This window comes from Hymenobacter sp. (genome assembly GCF_036388155.1).
GTDB lineage: Bacteria > Bacteroidota > Bacteroidia > Cytophagales > Hymenobacteraceae > Hymenobacter.
In genome coordinates, this window is the sequence record NZ_DASVSI010000135.1 from 12,840 (window position 1) to 30,416 (window position 17,577).

Below are 17,577 nucleotides of genomic sequence, written 5' to 3' on the forward strand. Positions count from 1 at the left end.
CCTTTTCCTATTTCACCCTAGATAAGCCTACCAGATGTTCATGGCCCGTTCTCTTACTGCACGTTTTCGTCCGCTGCTGGCCAGCGCCGCCCTGCTGGGCGTGTCTGCCGGCTGCACCTATTCGAACGGCGACTCCGCTGACCCCGACGAAGCTACGCCCCAACCCTGCGGCATTACCGCCCAAAACGTCACGTACTCCGGCGTCATTTCGCCTATTTTTGACGCTAACTGCCGGGGTTGCCACGGCAGCAACGTCGCTTCAACCCGCGGCGGAGGCAACGACTTCAGCACCTACCAAAGCATCGAGCGCTACCCCATGGCTACCCTGCTGGGCACTATCGAGCACGCCCCTAGCTACAGCCCCATGCCCAAAGGCAGGGCCAAGCTTTCGGACTGCGACATCGAGCGCATCAAGGCGTGGATAGCCGCGGGCAAACCCAACAACTAACCCTATTTTTTCATGCAACGCTCTCTACCGCTGCTGGTTTTGCTGCTGGCACTCTGGGTCACAACCCGTGCGCAAGCGCAGACGAAGTACCTGACCAAAGCGGGGCTCGTGTCGTTTTTCTCGGCCACCCCCATCGAAGACATTGAGGCCCGCAACCAGCAGGTAGCGGCCGTGCTCGACTTTGGCACCGGCCAATTGGCCTTCTCGCTGCCCGTTAAGGGGTTTGTGTTCAAGCGCACCCTCATGCAAGAGCACTTCAACGAGAACTACATGGAATCTGACAAATTTCCGAAAGCTACCTTCGCGGGGCGTTTCGTGAATTTTGACGCCGCGGCCTTGGCCACGGCCGGCCCGCACAACGTGCAGGTAGAGGGCGACCTCACGGTGCACGGCGTGACGCGCCGCGTGCAGGTGCCCGCCAGCGTGGAGCTGAAAAGCGGGCAGCTCCTGGCCTCTGCTACGTTTCCAGTGGCGCCGGCCGACTACAACATTGAGATTCCGATGCTGGTGCGCAACAGCATTGCCAAGGTCATGACCGTGCGCGTGGTCCTCAGTTGCCCCCCCGCACCTGGCGCTGTTGGCGCCGCCCCGCGCCCCACCAATTAAGTTTTTGCCCTGTTCCTGCCTCTTCTTATGACTCGTTCCTTTACCCCTCTCCTTGCCCTGACGGGCCTGCTGCTGGCCTTGGCCCGCCCCGCCCAAGCGCAAGACGACTTGCTGAAAGACCTTGAAAAACAAACCGCCGACTCCACCAAGCGCGAGGTGGTAGCGGCCACGTTCAAGGCCACGCACATCATCAACTCCCAATCGGTGGAAACGCCGGGCAAGGGCACGCTGGCTTTTCTCATTCAGCACCGTTTCGGCACGCTCAATAGCGGGGCCTACGAGTTTTTTGGCCTCGACCAAGCCGTGCTTCGCCTCAGTTTCGAGTACGGCCTCACCGACCGGCTGGCTTTGGGCATCGGTCGCAGTTCGCAAGACAAGACCTTTGATGGTTTTGTGAAGTACCGGGCCTTGCGCCAAACCACGGGCGCGCGCGCCATGCCGGTGTCGGTGACGCTGTTTGCGTCGTCGGCCATCACCACTCTCAAATTCAACGACCCCGCCACGGAGCGCACCACGGCCTCGCGCGTGGACTACGCCTACCAGGCGCTCATTGCCCGCAAGTTCAGCGAAAACCTGTCGGTGCAGCTCATGCCCACGCTCATCCACCGCAATTACGTGGCCACCTCCAACATGCAGAACGACGTGTACGCCCTGGGCGCCGGCCTGCGCCAGAAGCTGACCAAGCGCCTGGCCCTCACCGCCGACTATTTCTACGTGCTGCCCGGCAACACCGCCGATACCTACCGCAACGCGCTGGGCGTGGGCGTCGACATCGAAACCGGTGGGCACGTCTTCCAGTTGCACCTCACCAATTCCAAAGGCATGGTCGAGAAGTTTTTCGTGCCCCAGACCGATGGCAACTTCTTCGACGGCGACATCTACTTCGGCTTCACCGTGGCGCGGAATTTCACCATTAAGTCGCAGCTATAGCCATAATAGACCGCCTGTCATTGCGAGGCCGCAGGCCGTGGCAATCCGTCCCACCAACGCGACTACTCCCGAGAAGTGCCACTGCTTCGCTTACGCAAAAAGCCCCGACTCCATACAAAGTCGGGGCTTTTTACTTTATCAAGCCGGTCGCTGAGAACAGAACGGCTTGCCGCGCTGCGCTCGCCATGACAGGCGACGATTACACCATAATGCCTTCGGCCACTACGCTCTGTACTTCGGGCACCATGCGCTTGAGCAGGTTTTCGATGCCTGATTTCAGCGTGACGGTGGCCGAGGGGCAGCCGGAGCACGAACCCTGCAGGTTCACGGTCACGATGCCTTCGTGGTAGCTTTTGAAGGTGATGTTGCCGCCGTCTTGCTCCACGGCGGGGCGCACGTAGTTGTCGAGCAGGTCGATGACTTTTTGGGCAATCTGGCCGTCCTGCTGGGTGGGGTCGCCGGCGGTGGCAGCTTGGGCGGCCTTTTGCTCAGCAGCGGGGTCTACGGTGAAGATGGGGCCCCCGGCTTCCACGTAGCTTTTCAGGAACTGGCGCAGCTCGGGGATGAGCTGGGTCCAGGTCATTTCAGGCTGGTTTTTGGTGATGGTGACGAAGTTCTGGGCGATGAACACACGGCCCACGTAATCGAACCCGAACAACTCCTGCGCCAAGGGCGAATTGGCAGCGGCTTCGAGGGTGGGGTAATCCACGCTCACGCCGTCGACCAGCAGGTTGTTGTTCAGGACAAACTTCATGCTCTCCGGGTTGGGAGAGGCTTCGGCATAAATGGAAACAGCAGACATGAGCGTATTTTCTAAGGTCAAGTTGGAATCTGGGCTTGAGAAAGCGCAACCGTGGCGAAACAGGTCGTAAACGCCTTCCCTTCAACCCGAACCTTGCCTACAACAGTGCAAGGGCAGCAGAGGTTGCAAAGGTACTGACCGGCGCACGGTTCTAGCCGTTTTGCCGCCAGCGCCGGCCACTTTCCGAAGAAGGTTTCTGAACGGTCAGGCAGCGTAGGGTGAGGGGCGCCGCGGTGCCGCAGGACCTCTCTCCCCAGGAGAGGGGAGCCTGACGAAGTGTAGCGCGGACTTTTAGTCCGCGAGTGGCCCGCGGTCATCCCAATCAAGCCGCGGACTAAAAGTCCGCGTTACAGCCGCGCCGCCGTAGCACCCTTCTTCGCGGGAGAGGAGCCGGGGGTGAGGTCCGCGGCACTGCGCCGACCTTCACGACGGGCTGGGCCATTTCAAACCTTCCCCGCACCCCCAGCAAAAAAGCCGCTCCCGCATTTTTTTCGTTATTCTGTTTTGGCCGCAAGGCCAACTTGCCGCCCTGCTCATTTTCCCGCTGCTACCAAGTGCTCCCAGTTTTGTCATCTCCGGAAACGCGCTTGCGCGACCTTCTCTTCCAACCCATCGACATGGCTTGGCTGGTGTTTTTCCGGCTGGGCGCTGGGCTGCTCATTGCCGTGGAGCACGCGGGCGCCGTGGTGCTGGGGCACCCGCAGCGCTACTTGGCGGCGCCTCACCACTTCACCTACCTGCTGGCGCCCTTGCCCAACTTGTCGGCGCCGGTGCTGTACGCACTGTATGCGGTGGTGATAGGCAGCGGCCTAGCAGTAGCGGCCGGCTGGCACTACCGGGTGGCGGCCGCGCTGCTTTGTGTGGGCTGCTGGTGGCTGTTTTTGCTCGACTCGACGACGTACATCAACCACCACTACCTGTTTTGTTTGGTGGCGGGGTTGCTGGTGGCGGTACCGGCCCACCGCGCCGCTTCGCTCGACGTGCGCGCGGGCCGCGTGGCACCGGCCACCACTGCCCCGGCCTGGACGCGCTACCTGCTGCTGGGCCAGCTCGGAGTGGTGTATTTCTTCGCGGGAGTGGCCAAGCTCAACCCCGACTGGCTGGCGGCCCGGCCCCTCACCGTGTGGCTGAGCCACAAAAGCGGCTGGTGGCTGGTGGGCCCACTGCTCACACAACCCTGGTTGGCGTGGCTGATGAGCTACGCCGGCTTGGCCCTCGACCTGCTGGTGGTGCCGCTGCTGCTGTGGCGCCCCGCCCGGCCCTGGGCCTACGGAGCCACCGCCATTTTTCACCTGAGCAACGTGGTCATCTTTGGGCTGGGCACCTTCCCGTGGTTTTCTCTGCTGATGACGGCCTTGTTTTTCGACCCCGACTTCCCGAGGCACTTGCCAGGGCCGGTGGGCCGGTGGTTTCGGCGACAGGTGCCCGTGCCCACGGAGCAGGCCGCGGTGCTGCCGTCGCGGGCGTGGCAGCGGCTGGTGGTGGTCGGGCTCACCACATACGCCGCCGTGCAGCTAGCCCTGCCGCTCCGGCACTTCTTATACCCTGGCCAGCCCCATTGGACCGAAGAAGGCCACAATTTTGCCTGGCACATGATGCTGCGCAGTAAAACCAGCACCGCCAGTTTCCGGGTACGCCTTGCCGACGGGCGCGAAGAGCTGGCCGACCTGTCCACCGTCGTCACGCCGGCCCAGGCCCGCTTTGCCAACCACCCCGACTGCATCCTGCAAGTAGCCCACTGGCTGGCGGCAGAGTACCGCGCCAAGGGACGGCCCTTGAGTGCGGTTTTCGTCACCTCTCAAGTGTCGCTCAACGGCCGCCCGGCCCAGCCCCTGATTGCGCCCGACGTGAATTTGCTGCGCTACCAGCCCACGCTACTAGCAGCCACTTGGATAGCGCCAGCGCCAGAATAGCTGGTTATGGCAGGCTTCGGGGTGGGGTCGCAAGGCTGAAAGGTAGCGCGGCCTACAGCCGGTTGGCCCGGGCCCGCAACAGCAGGTCGGCCAGCACCAGTTGGGTCATGGCTTCGACGATGGGCACGGCGCGCGGCAGCACGCAGGGGTCGTGGCGGCCCCGGCCCACCAGGGTCACCGCTTCGCCTTGGTCGTTGATGGTCTGCTGAGGCTGCAGCAGCGTGGCCACGGGCTTGAAGGCCACCCGGAAGTAAATGTCTTGCCCGTTGCTGATGCCGCCCTGGCTGCCGCCGCTGTGGTTGGTGCGGGTACGCACTGCACCGGCTTCGTCGGTATAAAACTCGTCGTTGTGCACTGAGCCTGGCAGCTTGGTGCCGGCAAATCCCGACCCGAACTCAAATCCCTTCACGGCATTGATGCTGAGCAGGGCGTGCCCTAGCACCGCCGGCAACTTATCGAACACCGGCTCGCCGAGGCCGGCGGGCACGTGGCGCGCCACACCCGTAATTACGCCGCCCACGGTGTCGTGCGCCGCCTGCGCCTCCCGAATGCGGGCTTCCATGCGCACGGCCGTTTCCGGATGGGGGCAGCGCACCGGGTTGGCGTCGATGAGGCCAAGGTCCAAGTCTTGGTATTCCACGGGCACTTCCACCTCACCCACTGCCGAGACGTAGGCGGCAATCTCGACCCCAAAATGGGCCAGCACCCGCATGGCCACGGCACCCGCCGCTACCCGGGCGGCCGTCTCGCGGGCCGAGCTGCGGCCCCCGCCGCGGTAGTCGCGGCGGCCGTACTTGGCGTCGTAGGTGTAGTCGGCGTGGCTGGCCCGGTAGGCGTGGGCAATGTGCGAATAGTCGTCGGAGCGTTGGTCGGCGTTGGGGATGAACAGGCTGATGGGAGTGCCCGTGGTCACGCCTTCGAACAGGCCCGATTGAATGTGCACGGTGTCGGCCTCCTTGCGCGGGGTGGTCAGGTCGGACTGGCCCGGCCGGCGGCGGTCGAGGGCGGCCTGAATGTGGGCCGCGTCCACGGGCACGCCGGCCGGGCAGCCGTCGATGATGACGCCAATGCCCGCGCCGTGCGACTCGCCGAAGGTGGTGATGCGAAAGAGGGTGCCGAAAGTATTGGCCATTTAAGCTTGGTTGTTAGTTACTCGTTGTCAGATTTTAGTTGTCAGTTGCTCGTTGCTCGTTGTTAGTTGTTAGTTGTCAGTTTTCAGTTTTCAGTTTTCAGCCTGACAACTAACAACCAACAACTGACAACTAAAATCTGCGCAAAGCTACCCCCGGCGCCCGGCTCGCCACCACCCAAAGCCCGCCACGGCCGCCAGGCCCACCAGCAGCCAGTTGGCGTAGCGGCGCACGTCGCGGTACACATCCAGCGACTGCGGCGTGGTGGCTGCTTCGGCCAGCGCCGGGCCGTAGAAGGGGTCGTCTTCGGGCTTGGGCAAGGCCACGGGTTGCGCCACGCGCCCCCGCACCACCGGCCGCACGCTGGGCCGGAGGGTGTCGTAGCGGGCCGTGGCGGGGTTAAACACCACGAGCTGCAACAGGCTGTCGAGCGGCACAGTGCCCGGCCGCCGCGCCACCAGGCGGTAGCGAAACAGCTTGCGCCCACCGCCCACGGCGGGCGCCACGCTCACCTCGGGCCCGTACACGTCCAGGCCCGGCCAGGGGGCCACGGGCGGGGCCAGCACCGCCGACAGGTTGCCTTTGCCCTCCACGCCAAACGAGTAAATGAACGACTGACCCACCCGGAAACTGCTGCGGCTGAGGGCCTCACGGAGCTGGTAGTTGCCCACGGCCACCAGCTCGTTTTGCCCCGGCAGCGGCCGCACCTGCACCGACACGCCCGGCGACAGATAGGTTTTGTAGCCCGCCAGGCGGTTGTCCTGTCCCGGCTCGGGCTTTTTCAGGAATTTAAACTTCACCATCGTCAGGGCCAGCGGCGGAAAGCGCAGGGGCTCCGGCGTGAGCGGATAGTACACGCTCTCGGCCAGCCGGAAGCGCAGGTAGGTTTGGCCGGCCCAGCGCACGCTGTCGGGCGTCACGCTGGCTTCTGGGCCGGGCTCCTGCCAGGCCGTGGCCTGGTGCAGCTGCCGCAACAGCGGCGGCAGCTGGCTGGTAAAATCGTGAAAGGCCAGCATGGCCTGGTCGGCCGGCGTGAGGTAGAAGTACAGGCCCACGCGCACGCCTTCGCCCACAAATACGCTGGGGCGCTCGGCCACCACGGCCAGAAAAGCGCGGTCGGGCAATTCCTGGTACAAGGCCGGCTTGGGCTTGCCAAACAGCTTGTCGAGGTCGCCCACGGCTTGCAGCGGGGCCTGCGGGCTGGCCGGCTTAGTGAGCGCCGTTGGATTGGGTGCCGACGCAGGGTTGGGAGTTGACGCTGAATTGGGCGGTGATGCCGGATTGGGCACGGCCGCGCTGGGCGCCTGGGCTGGTGCCGGACCGACACGCACCGTGGCTCCCGCACTGCGCAGCACCGCCCCGTTCACCGTCAGTTGAAACGGTTTGATGACGTACTCGCCCTCGCCGTAGGGCATGTAGCGCTGCGCGATGGTGAGGTCGGTGAAGCGGCGGCCTTGCACGATGCGCGTGGTGGTGGTGCTGGTTTTGCCGCTTTTCTTGAAGCCTTCCAGCTCCGGAAAGTCTGAGTATTTCTCCAGCACTCCTCCCCGCAGGCGAAACGCTAGCGTGAATACCCCGGTCACGGGGAGGCTGGCGGGCGGGGGCAGCAGCGCCACGTCGGCCGGACCCGTGCGGCTGAGCGCGGCGGGCTGCTGGGCCGCTGGTGGGGCCGGTTTGGGCACGGCCGCCGGCGAGGGTTGCTGCCCCAGCGTGGGAACGGTGCCCAATAGCGCCCCCAACACACCCATCCACACAATAATTCTTCGCATCACAACTCGGGTGGTTAGCAGGCCTCAAAAGTAGCGTCAAACGCTGGAATCCTGCTTCTATTACAATTTATAATTCATAATTGCAAGCGTTGTGCTTAGGCTGAAGCAAAAAAATACGGGCCTCCTGAATCCTTCAGCGCATGTAACGCCGTATCTGCCCTCACAATCCCCATACTGTCCTGGTTTTCCGCCCAAAAACGAGCCTTTGGCGTCGTTCAGCCTTCTATTGCCTTTTCCCAGCCAAGTTCAATTTTCACCTAACCATTCCTACTAGCATGTCTGACAACATTCAGCCACGTGGCACCGACGACGCCACGCTCGCCAAGCCCCTCTACACGCCCATCAAGCGGCGTTCGTTCTTCATGTACGCTGGCGCTACCGCCGGCGCTACTGCCTTGCTGCTAGCCGGTTGCGACGACGACTCCGATGACCCCATCATGGCCAACACCGTCAACGTTGGCTCGGGCGACGTGGGCGTGCTCAACTATGCTTATGCGCTCGAACAGCTGGAAGCCGCATTCTACACGCAGCTGCGCGACGGTGCTTATTACAGAGGCTTGGCCGCCAGCAGCGCCGAGAAGCAAATTCTCGACGACCTCTATTACCACGAAGTCATTCACCGCGAGTTCTTCAAGGCGGCCATCACCGCCGCTGCGCCCACTGCCATCATCAAGGGGTTGACGCCCAATTTTGGAGCTGTCAATTTCGGCGACCGTACCTCCGTGCTCGGCACTGCTAAGGCGTTCGAAGACCTCGGCGTAGCGGCTTACAACGGTGCTGGCCAGTACATCACCTCGCCCCTCTACCTCACCATTGCCGGCAAGATTGTGTCGGTGGAAGCTCGCCACGCGGCCATTATCCGCGACCTGGTGCAGGAAGGCAGCTTTGCCGCCAACGACGTGGTGACCATCACCTCGGCCAACACCAGCAACGTTGCCACCAACGCCGCCCCCGCCAACTCCAGCCTGGAGCGCTCGAAGTCACCGGCTGAAGTGGTGGCCATTGCCAACACGTTCCTGGCTGACGGCTCCAAGCTCAACGTTTCGGGCCTCGTGTAGTCGGTCCCTTTCCCAATTTCTCAATCTTGTCTTTTCTTCACCATGAATATTTTTCAAATTATCTCGGAAATCGAGAAAGTGGACCCGGAAGTATACGACCGCCTCGACTCGCGCCGTAGCATTTTCAAGCACATGAGCGGCTTGGGCCAGAAGCTAACCGCCGCTGCCGTGCCCTTGGCCATGGGCGCCATCTTCAATAAAGTTTATGCGCAAACTCCCATGGGTGCCGGCGTCAACGACGTGCTCAACTTTGCCCTGAGCCTTGAGTATTTGGAAAGGTACTTCTACGACCGTGGCCAGACCACTGCTGCTCTGCAAGCTGGCTTCAGCACGAACAACCAGGCCGCGCTAAACCTGATTCGGACCGACGAAGCCAACCATGTCACCTTCCTGCGGAGCGTACTTGGTGCTGCTGCCATTGCTGACCCCACCGCCGCCACCTTCGACTTCACCGGCGGCAAAGGCTCCGGTGCGGGCCCCCTGGCCACAGTATTCACTAGCACGGGCACCTACCTCGCGGTGGCCCAGTCGCTGGAAGACACTGGCGTGCGCGCCTACAAAGGCGGCGCCCCTCTGCTGATTGGTGCAGCCAACAGAACGGTGCTCACGGCTGCGCTCAACATCCACTCGGTGGAAGCCCGGCACGCCTCGCGTCTGCGCACCATGCGCCGCGCCTTGGCCACCAGCACTACCCCCGCGCAATCGGCGCAGAGCGGCAGCCTCAACAACTCGCCCAAGAGCTGGATTTCCGGCAACGACAACGGCGGCGCCGCCCCGGGCATTACTGACGCCATCTACAATGCTGGCAACAACATGAACGCACCAGCCATGGTGACGTTCGACGCCGAAAGCAACGTGACGCAGGGCGGCGTAAACCTCCAGAACGCTCTGGCTTCGCTGAACTTCCCGGCCTCGGCATTCTCCGAAGCCTTCGACGAAGCGTTGGACGTAACCACGGTAAAAGCCATTGCCCGCACGTTCGTCGTGAACGGCAGCAACTTCTTGGCTTAAAGCCCCGCACCCCATTCCGGGTGCTTCAAAAGCCGGCCTCGCTCACGCGGGGCCGGCTTTTTCTGTTAGCGCGCCACCGCGCCACTAGGGTTCAGCTTTTCCTTTTCACCTTTCACCATCATTCATTTTTTTACTCTTGAATAAAGCTCGCCCCTTTGGTCATTCAACTTTCTCTCTGTCAAAATTCTTTGCGCTTTGGGTTTGAAATACTGCCAATTAAGGCATAAGCTTATTCGGTTGCGAGTCAATCCTTTCGTCAATCGCCGCCGTATTCTTCCACAGGTCCTTCCCCAAACCTATCAGTTTTTTAAGGTTTTGTGCCACTAATCCCCGGAGCTCCCGGGGAGACTGGCTTTGCTTTGTCCACATTTTCCATCCACTTCATTCCTCATTTTTTATGTCTGACACGCTTCGGTCTACTGGCTCCGACGACCCCCAACTCGCGCGGCCCCTGTATGTGCCCATCAAACGGCGCTCTTTTTTCATGTACGCCGGCGCCACCGCCGGGGCCACGGCGCTGCTCCTTTCGGGCTGCGACGACGACGAGGACTCCCCCAACACCAACGCCATCGACGTGGGCAGCGGAGACGTGGGCATCCTGAACTACGCCTACGCCTTGGAGCAGCTCGAAGCCGCTTTCTACGCCCGGGTTCGCACCGGCGCTTACTACACAGCGGCCAATACGCCGGCCGCTTTCAAGCAGGTTTTCGACGACCTGGCGCTGCACGAGGCCATACACCGCGACTTCTTCAAAGCAGCCATTACGGCTACCCCAGGCGCTACGCTGCTAAAAGACCTAACGCCGGATTTTTCAAAAATCGACTTTGACACGCTCAATGGCGTCCTCTCGGCCGCCCGCACGTTCGAGGACATCGGGGTAGCCGCCTACAACGGCGCCGGCCGCTACATCACCAACAATACCTACCTGGGCTTGGCCGGTAAAATTGTATCGGTGGAGGCTCGCCACGCGGCGCTTATCCGCGACATGATTACCTACAACAGCTTTGTGGCGGCCGATGTGGTGAACGTGTTCACCCCAACCATTGCTGCCGGCGCTGGCACGGCCTACACCGGCGCGGGCACTCCCAGCCTGACCCCGGGCAATGGCAACCCCGTGCCCGGCGCCGAGCGCTCGCGGAGGCCGCAGGATGTGCTGAATTCTGTGAACAACTTCCTCGCCGCTGGCTCGAAGCTTTCGGCCAACAGCTTCTCGTAGGTTCACCTGCTCCTTTTTTCCTTCCACTCGCATTTCCAACTATCATGAATCTTTTCAAGCTAATTTCCGACCTGGAGCAGGCCGACCCCGAGTTCCTGGACCGCGTCAATCCCCGCCGTCGGGTATTTAAGTACCTGGGCAATGCCGGCCAGAAGGTAACGGCCGCTGCCGTGCCCGCTGTCTTGGCTTCGTTCTTCAGCCGCGCTTACGGCCAAACCACCACCCTGCCCGACCCCGTGCAGAAGGTGTTGACCCTGGCGTTGCAGCTCGAGTACCTGGAGTTTCACTTCTATAACACTGCGCTGGGCATCCAGGGCCTGATTCCGGGGACTGAGACGCCCGGCGTTACCACCATCCGCAACGACGAGGCCGGCCACATCAGAGCCCTGCGTGACGTGCTTGGCACCAATGCTCCGTCCTACCTCGTTACAGACTTCGACTACTCGGGCGGCGGTGGCACGGGTACCGGCCCGATGGCGAGTGCGCTTACCCCAAATGGCCCCGGCAACACCAACGGAGCCCTGTTTTTTGCCGCCGGCCAGGCCTTTTCCGATGTGGGACAACGGGCTTACAAAGGCGGTGCGCCCACGCTAAACACTGCATCTACCAAGGATATTCTGGAAGCGGCCCTCAACATTCACTCGGTGGAGGCCCGCCACAATTCGCACTTCCGCAGCGTGCGCCGTGCCATTGTGGCCAACACGCCGGGCTCGGCCATGGCGCCGGCCGTAGCACCGTTCGACAACGCCCCCAAGAGCTGGATAAACCTGATAGACAACGGCGGACCTACCGCGCCCAACGGCAGCAAGCCGGCCAGCGCGGTGTATGGGCCGGGTAGAACCACGGATTTCCCGGCGGATAGCAACACCTCGCAAGCCGGAATAAACCTGACGACTCTCAATAGTGCTTACACCGCCGCCGCGGTATCGGAAGCGTTTGACGAGCCGCTCGACCCGGCTACCGTGCAGGCCATTGCGCTGAATTTCACTTCCGTCGCTGGCAAAGCGAAAGGGCTGTTTCAGCAAACGTTTTAGTGGTTCGGCCAGGTCGGCCGGCAGCAAACATCCTTAGCAACCCGCAGCAATGCGGCCGCTTGAGGGTAGTTACTGGCACCACCTCCGCCGCCGAAAACGTGCCGCAAGCCAGCGTGCACGCGCCAAAGGGCAACCCCACCGGGTTGCCCTTTTTTGTTCCCGTTGCGGCAAGGCAACCATCTAGACGCGGGGAGTATCTTTGCAGGGAGCCGCGTTTGGGCGGCCCCGCCGATTTCTTGTTGATGACTGATTTGACTTCTCCTCTTTCTCAAGCCCCTGCGGCCCTGCCGCGGCGCGCGTTTATGCGCGTGGCGGGTGCGTCTGCTGCCACGGTGGGGCTGGTGCTGGCCGGTTGCGGCTCCGACGACCCCACGCCCACCACGTCTGACCCGAACCTGCTCCGGCTGGGGGGCGACGACAACGGCTTGCTGAACTACTTCTACCTGCTGAAGCAGCTGCAGGCTTCCTTGTACCAGAAGGTGGTTGACGCACCGCCGTCCGACTTGCTGCCCGGCGACCGAACCATTTTTACCGATTTGCGCGACCACGAGCTGGTGCACCGCGTCACGCTGCGCTTCGCGTTGGCCACCAACGCCTACGACGCCAACCTGGCCACCCCACTGGCGTTCGATTTCTCCACCTTTAGCCTCACCACCCGGGCTGGCGTACTGGCAGCGGCCCAGCAGCTCGAAGACGTGAGCGTGGCGGCGTATGCGGGAGCCCTGCGGCTCATCGACACCCCGGCCACCTTGGCCTTGCTGGCCAAAATTGCGTCGGTTGAAGCCCGGCACTCGGCGGTGGTGCGCGACTTGCGCACGCCCGGCTCTTTTGCCAACGACGACACCGTGGTCACGGCCGGCGCCCTGCAAAACGTGAGCGTGGCCAAAACCCCCGTGCAAGTAGTGGCCGAAACCAGAGCTTTTTTCCTGCCCATCGTGGTATCCCCCGATTTGCTGCCCACCACCTAAGCGGCCCTTTTTGCCTGTTCTTGCATGAAACTACTTTCTCTCCTCGACCGCCTCAGCGCCGCCGATGCCGCTTCTGCTCATGAGGCAACTCCGCGCCGCCAGTTGCTGCGCCAGCTGGGCCAAGCCGGGGTTCGGGCGGCAGCCGTGGCGTTGCCGGTGTCATTGGCCCAGTCGGCCCAGGCCAGCACCCTGGCTGACACCGCCCTCGACGTCATCCTGCGGCTCCTGAAGCTGGAGGACTTGCTTAGCGCCCTCTACACCCAGGCCCTGGCCCCGGGCGCGGTGCTGGCCAACCCCGCGCAAGCAGCCGTTCGGGCCGATTTTGAGCGCGTGCTGCGGCACCAGCAAGGCCACGCCATCTTTCTGCGCAACGCCCTGACGGGCGCGGGACTCACCCCGCCCGCGGCGCCGGCGTTCGACTTCAGCGGCCGCCGCAACAACCCGGCTAACCCCGAGCTGTTTCCGAACGTGCTGACCGACTACGCCGCCTTCCTGCAGCTGGCGCAGCAGCTAGAAGACGCCAGCGCCAGCATTTACCTGGCCCAGGTGCCCTTCCTGGCCGCCGACCGCCAACTGCTCGACGCCGTGCTGCGCATGCAAACCGTGGAAGCCCGCCATGCCTCGCACGTGCGCACGCTCCGCCGCAACCTCACCGCGTCCGGCCTCAAAAGCTGGCCCAGCAACGCCGACGCGGCCCCCAGCCCCGCGGTGTTGGTGCCCAGCCCGGCGGGCGGTACCGCCGCGCCGGTGTCCATCTACGCCTTCGAGGCCAACGAAAACCAGGTCACTACCGGCACCACTACCGTGCCCTTCGTCGCTTTGCTCAGCGGCACCAATGCGGTGCAGTTTGTGGCCCTGTCGGAGGCATTCGATGAGCCGTTGCCGGCCACGCAGGTTACGGCATTGTTCGCCCTGTTTGCGTAACGAAACAACATTTTGGCATTACCAGTAAAAGGAGCGGCGCTGGCTGCTCCTTTTGCGTATCCGGGGGGCTGGCAGCGCACCCTAGGGCGCGGCCTCTTGCGAAGCCCCGCCTTCATTTCGTATCTTTCTTATGGGGTGACCACCAAGCTCTTTTGCAGGGTTTGGGGCTGCCCCACCTACCCTTTCCCCTCGTATTCCTGATGCTATGCTTGACTACGTGAAAATGATTCTCCTTAAGGTCAGCTTCAACAAAATGCTCTTTGAGAAGGAACTGCGCAAAGCCCTTAAAGTGCTGACGCCGGTCGAAGTGCCCGATTTTCGTAGTTGGTGCTACCAGCAATTTGCCCGCGTTTACCGCAAAGTGCTCAAGCGGGTATTTGGCGGCTTGGAGTTGACCGGGGCCGGGGCTTAGCCGCCGGTCACAAACTTGATGTTGCGCTTCAGTCCCTCGTAGCCCGTCCGCTTCACGGCCGACTGGCGAAACAGCTCGGAAAACAATTCGTGGGTGATTTCGCGCCAGTCGCCGGGCGTCAGGTCTTTCAGGCCCGGCGCCGGGTTGAACTCGGGCTCGCTGTGGGCTTTGGCGAAGCGGTTCCAGGGGCACACGTCCTGGCAGATGTCGCAGCCAAAAACCCAGTTGCCAAACTGCCCGGCCGCTTCCATCGGAATTTGGTCCTTGAGCTCGATGGTGAAGTAGCTGATGCACTTGCTGCCGTCCACGACGTAGGGTTCGGTGATGGCTTGGGTGGGGCAGGCGTCGAGGCATTTGGTGCAGGTGCCGCAGTAGTCCCGGATGGGCCCGTCGGCGGGCAACTCCACGTCCACAATCAGCTCGGCAATGAAGAAAAACGAGCCCGTGCCGGGAGTTATCAGGTTGGCGTTTTTGCCCACCCAGCCCAGGCCGCTTTTCTTGGCCCAGGCCTTGTCGAGCACCGGCGCCGAGTCCACAAAACAGCGGCCGCCAATCTGGCCTATTTCGGCCTCCATGTCGGCCAGCAGCGTCTTCAGCTTGTCCTTGATGACGAAGTGGTAGTCGCGGCCGTACGCGTACTTGCTGATTTTCAGAGTGTCGTCGGGCTGCTGGGTTTCGGGGGCCGGGTAGTAGTTCAGCAGCAGCGAGATAACGGACTTGGCGCCGTCCACGAGCAAGCGCGGGTCAAGGCGCTTGTCGAAGTGGTTTTCCATGTAGCCCATGCGGCCGTTCATGCGCTTGGTGAGCCAAGTTTCCAGGCGCGGCGCTTCTTCCTCCAAGAATTCTGCCTTGGAAATGCCGCAGGCCATAAAGCCTAGCTCCGCCGCACGGCGCTTAATGAAGGGGGCCCATTCGGACTGGAGAAGCATTAGATGGAGGGGTAGGGCAGCAACACAAGGCCCGATTCGTCCAAGAATCGAAAATCGCGCTGGTTTTTGCTGAGCAATGGCAAGTCATATTCAATGGCGGTAGCTGCGATTAACGCGTCGGGTATTTCCAAGTTCTGGCCCAGATAGTAGTGGCTGATTAACTCGTCGGCGCGGCGCGAAATGGCTTCGTCCAAGGCAAGGACTTGGAAGCGCCGCAGCAGTTTCTCCGCTTGCTGCTGCACCTCGCGGTTGCGACATCTCCGAATGGTTTTCATGCGCGAAACGATGCTAATGCCCAACGGGGCAGCGCTCCCTAGGGTGGTCACCAGCGTTTCGGCCACGGCATCTTTCCGCAACACGTCGATGAGCACGTCCGAATCTAACAGTATCAGGCCCGCCATTACGCCGAACGCAGGCCCCGCCGTACCTGGTGAATGTACTCCGCCCCGTCCGTGATGTCGGTTCGGTCGGCCCAGGCTCCAAAAAATTCAGGGTCGCTGAACGGCTGCCCTTCCTGAGCAGGGTCGGCGGGGTACAGAACCGGCGGCTGTCGCTTTGTCGGTTCAGTGGCCTGTTTTTTCAACAGCAAAACCAATCGCTCAAAACTGGCACGGGTGCGTTCTGGCAGGGCATTGAGTTCTTGTGCAAGTTGAAGCGTTTCCATACAAAACAAGAGTAGCCGGCATTAAATGTAAGCAAGTAGAAACAAGAAACGCGCCGCTTGGGGCGGCGCGTTCCGTAATCCGAATGCAGCGCGGACTTTGTAGTCCGCGCCGGGGTTGTTCAGTACGCGGGCTGCGCAGCCCGCGCTACCCCTGCGTAATCTCGGCGAACAAGTCGCCCGAGTTGCCGCGCAGGTGCTGGGGCAGCAGGCGGCCCAGGTGCTGGTAAGCCGCCTCGGTGGCTTCGCGGCCGCGCGAGGTGCGCTTGATGTAACCTTCCTGAATCAGGAAGGGCTCGTACACTTCCTCAATGGTTTCGCCTTCCTCGCCGCAAGCCGTGGCGATGGTGCTGATGCCCACCGGCCCGCCTTTGAACTTGTCGATGATGGTGGTGAGGATGCGCTTGTCCATGTCGTCGAGGCCGCGGGCGTCCACGTCGAGGGCGTTGAGGGCAAACTGCGCAATTTCGACCGTGATGGTGCCGTCGCCCTTGATTTGGGCAAAGTCGCGGGTGCGGCGCAGCAGGTTATTGGCAATACGGGGCGTGCCGCGCGAGCGGCGCGCAATTTCAAAAGCCGCGTCCTCGTGAATGGGCGTGCCCAGAATTTCGGCCGAGCGTTTTACGATGCTGGTCAGCAGCTTCGAGTCGTAGTACTCCAAGCGGGCCGAGATGCCGAAACGGGCCCGCAGCGGCGCCGTGAGCATGCCCGAGCGCGTGGTGGCGCCCACCAAGGTGAAGGGTGACAGCGAAATCTGCACCGAGCGGGCATTGGGGCCCGAATCGAGCATGATGTCGATGCGGTAGTCTTCCATCGCCGAGTACAGGTACTCTTCCACCACGGGGTTGAGGCGGTGGATTTCGTCGATGAACAGCACGTCGTGCGGCTCCAGGTTGGTGAGCAGGCCGGCCAGGTCGCTGGGCTTGTCCAGCACCGGGCCGCTGGTCATCTTGATGCCCGCGCCCAACTCGTTGGCGATGATGTGGGAGAGGGTGGTTTTGCCCAGGCCGGGAGGGCCGTGCAGCAGCACGTGGTCGAGGGCGTCGCCGCGCTGCTTGGCGGCGGCCACGAAGACTTTCAGGTTTTCCAGGATTTTTTCCTGGCCCGTGAAGTCGTCGAAACTAAGCGGCCGGAGGGCTTTGTCGATGTCCTTGTCGGTGGCATCGTAGCCGTCGGTTCCGCCGGAGAGAAAGGCTTCGCGCATAATGATATTGCTAAAATGATTGGTCGGCGCTTGCTAAGCTAATGAGTAACCGATTTGCTGGCGAAAAAGCTCCATAGCTTTCAAAAAACAATTTATACAAAGAACGTCATGCTTCGACTGCGCTCAGCATGACGTTCTTTCCTACTCGTGCAGCAGCACTTCAATGTCCAGATGCAACCAGTCGGTTTCCCAGGACTTGTGGTTGAGCCGGGCCGAGAGGTGCTTGCCGGCATCCAGCAGGCGGGCCACGGTTTCGTTGCGTCCCTCGGGCAGGTAGCCGAGCCACACGTTATCGGGCGAGTCGGGGGGGGCGGTGTGCACTTGCACGGCCCAGTCGTCGTAGTGGTTATCGGGCTCGCGGGTGAGCAACAGCGCCTGGCCCACGGTTAGCTTGGGCTCGTACTTCTCCAGGTTGGGGCGGTGCGAGGTGCCGGCTACGAGGCATTCGAGCAGCACAAGGGGTTCGGAATCAGTGACGATTTTCATCATGCAGCCAAATTACGGCACGGACGGCGGCTTGTGCTACCCGGCCGGGACGTGGAACCAAGGCCCCACTTCGGCC

19 protein-coding genes are annotated in these 17,577 nt (G+C 62.2%); 11 read left to right on the forward strand and 8 right to left on the reverse strand.

Annotation, left to right across the window (positions count from 1 at the left end):
• Nucleotides 1–40: 40 nt before the first annotated feature.
• From VF629_RS18620 to VF629_RS18630, 3 genes are read left to right on the forward strand one after another with little or no spacing between them, the layout of a single operon-like run.
• Nucleotides 41–448, forward strand: a complete 408-nt coding sequence (locus VF629_RS18620) for a cytochrome c (RefSeq protein WP_331060008.1) — start codon at nucleotides 41–43, stop codon at nucleotides 446–448.
• 12 nt (nucleotides 449–460) lie between these two features.
• Complete coding sequence (locus VF629_RS18625; RefSeq protein ID WP_331060009.1) at nucleotides 461–1,054, forward strand: YceI family protein; 594 nt, start codon at nucleotides 461–463, stop codon at nucleotides 1,052–1,054.
• A gap of 27 nt (nucleotides 1,055–1,081) precedes the next feature.
• The gene (locus VF629_RS18630; RefSeq protein ID WP_331060010.1) at nucleotides 1,082–1,984 is read left to right on the forward strand and encodes a DUF5777 family beta-barrel protein; all 903 of its coding nucleotides are present in this window, start codon (nucleotides 1,082–1,084) and stop codon (nucleotides 1,982–1,984) included.
• A 199-nt stretch (nucleotides 1,985–2,183) separates the two neighbouring features.
• Here the strand turns inward: VF629_RS18630 and VF629_RS18635 are convergent, their stop codons facing one another.
• Nucleotides 2,184–2,786, reverse strand: a complete 603-nt coding sequence (locus tag VF629_RS18635) for a NifU family protein (RefSeq protein ID WP_331060011.1) — start codon at nucleotides 2,784–2,786, stop codon at nucleotides 2,184–2,186.
• A 587-nt stretch (nucleotides 2,787–3,373) separates the two neighbouring features.
• On the opposite strand from VF629_RS18635, the gene VF629_RS18640 reads away from it, so the two are divergent.
• A complete protein-coding gene (locus VF629_RS18640) occupies nucleotides 3,374–4,699 on the forward strand; it encodes an HTTM domain-containing protein (RefSeq protein WP_331060012.1) in 1,326 nt (441 codons plus the stop codon).
• A gap of 52 nt (nucleotides 4,700–4,751) precedes the next feature.
• On the opposite strand, the gene aroC is transcribed toward VF629_RS18640, so the two are convergent.
• The gene (gene aroC / locus VF629_RS18645) at nucleotides 4,752–5,831 is read right to left on the reverse strand and encodes a chorismate synthase (protein ID WP_331060013.1); all 1,080 of its coding nucleotides are present in this window, start codon (nucleotides 5,829–5,831) and stop codon (nucleotides 4,752–4,754) included.
• Nucleotides 5,832–5,978: 147 nt separating this feature from the next.
• Nucleotides 5,979–7,598 (reverse strand): BatD family protein, encoded by a 1,620-nt coding sequence (locus VF629_RS18650; RefSeq protein WP_331060042.1) that lies wholly within the window; start codon nucleotides 7,596–7,598, stop codon nucleotides 5,979–5,981.
• Nucleotides 7,599–7,873: 275 nt separating this feature from the next.
• On the opposite strand from VF629_RS18650, the gene VF629_RS18655 reads away from it, so the two are divergent.
• From VF629_RS18655 to VF629_RS18685, 7 genes are all read left to right on the forward strand, one after another.
• On the forward strand, nucleotides 7,874–8,656 hold the full coding sequence (locus tag VF629_RS18655; RefSeq protein WP_331060014.1) for a ferritin-like domain-containing protein: 783 nt from the start codon (nucleotides 7,874–7,876) through the stop codon (nucleotides 8,654–8,656).
• 42 nt (nucleotides 8,657–8,698) lie between these two features.
• Nucleotides 8,699–9,667 carry a ferritin-like domain-containing protein gene (locus VF629_RS18660; RefSeq protein WP_331060015.1) on the forward strand — a complete coding sequence of 323 codons (969 nt, stop codon included), beginning with the start codon at nucleotides 8,699–8,701 and terminating at the stop codon, nucleotides 9,665–9,667.
• 397 nt (nucleotides 9,668–10,064) lie between these two features.
• A complete protein-coding gene (locus tag VF629_RS18665; protein WP_331060016.1) occupies nucleotides 10,065–10,883 on the forward strand; it encodes a ferritin-like domain-containing protein in 819 nt (272 codons plus the stop codon).
• A 44-nt stretch (nucleotides 10,884–10,927) separates the two neighbouring features.
• Nucleotides 10,928–11,917 carry a ferritin-like domain-containing protein gene (locus tag VF629_RS18670; protein ID WP_331060017.1) on the forward strand — a complete coding sequence of 330 codons (990 nt, stop codon included), beginning with the start codon at nucleotides 10,928–10,930 and terminating at the stop codon, nucleotides 11,915–11,917.
• Between the two features lie 242 nt (nucleotides 11,918–12,159).
• Nucleotides 12,160–12,885 (forward strand): ferritin-like domain-containing protein, encoded by a 726-nt coding sequence (locus VF629_RS18675; protein WP_331060018.1) that lies wholly within the window; start codon nucleotides 12,160–12,162, stop codon nucleotides 12,883–12,885.
• A gap of 24 nt (nucleotides 12,886–12,909) precedes the next feature.
• Nucleotides 12,910–13,809, forward strand: coding sequence for a ferritin-like domain-containing protein (locus VF629_RS18680; RefSeq protein ID WP_331060019.1), 900 nt, complete (start codon nucleotides 12,910–12,912; stop codon nucleotides 13,807–13,809).
• Between the two features lie 205 nt (nucleotides 13,810–14,014).
• On the forward strand, nucleotides 14,015–14,221 hold the full coding sequence (locus VF629_RS18685; RefSeq protein ID WP_331060020.1) for a hypothetical protein: 207 nt from the start codon (nucleotides 14,015–14,017) through the stop codon (nucleotides 14,219–14,221).
• Here VF629_RS18685 and queG read toward each other — a convergent pair.
• From queG to VF629_RS18710, 5 genes are all read right to left on the reverse strand, one after another.
• Nucleotides 14,218–15,150, reverse strand: a complete 933-nt coding sequence (gene queG / locus VF629_RS18690; RefSeq protein WP_331060021.1) for a tRNA epoxyqueuosine(34) reductase QueG — start codon at nucleotides 15,148–15,150, stop codon at nucleotides 14,218–14,220. The two genes, VF629_RS18685 and queG, sit on opposite strands and share 4 nt — an antisense overlap.
• The gene (locus tag VF629_RS18695; RefSeq protein WP_331060022.1) at nucleotides 15,150–15,551 is read right to left on the reverse strand and encodes a type II toxin-antitoxin system VapC family toxin; all 402 of its coding nucleotides are present in this window, start codon (nucleotides 15,549–15,551) and stop codon (nucleotides 15,150–15,152) included. The genes queG and VF629_RS18695 overlap by 1 nt, the downstream gene beginning before the upstream one ends.
• On the reverse strand, nucleotides 15,551–15,814 hold the full coding sequence (locus VF629_RS18700; RefSeq protein WP_331060023.1) for a hypothetical protein: 264 nt from the start codon (nucleotides 15,812–15,814) through the stop codon (nucleotides 15,551–15,553). Before VF629_RS18700 ends, VF629_RS18695 begins: the two co-directional genes overlap by 1 nt.
• A 145-nt stretch (nucleotides 15,815–15,959) precedes the next feature.
• Nucleotides 15,960–17,015: a Holliday junction branch migration DNA helicase RuvB gene (gene ruvB, locus VF629_RS18705; RefSeq protein WP_331060024.1), complete on the reverse strand. Its 1,056-nt coding sequence runs from the start codon at nucleotides 17,013–17,015 to the stop codon at nucleotides 15,960–15,962.
• 141 nt (nucleotides 17,016–17,156) lie between these two features.
• Nucleotides 17,157–17,504: an HIRAN domain-containing protein gene (locus VF629_RS18710; protein WP_331060025.1), complete on the reverse strand. Its 348-nt coding sequence runs from the start codon at nucleotides 17,502–17,504 to the stop codon at nucleotides 17,157–17,159.
• Nucleotides 17,505–17,577 lie beyond the last annotated feature (73 nt).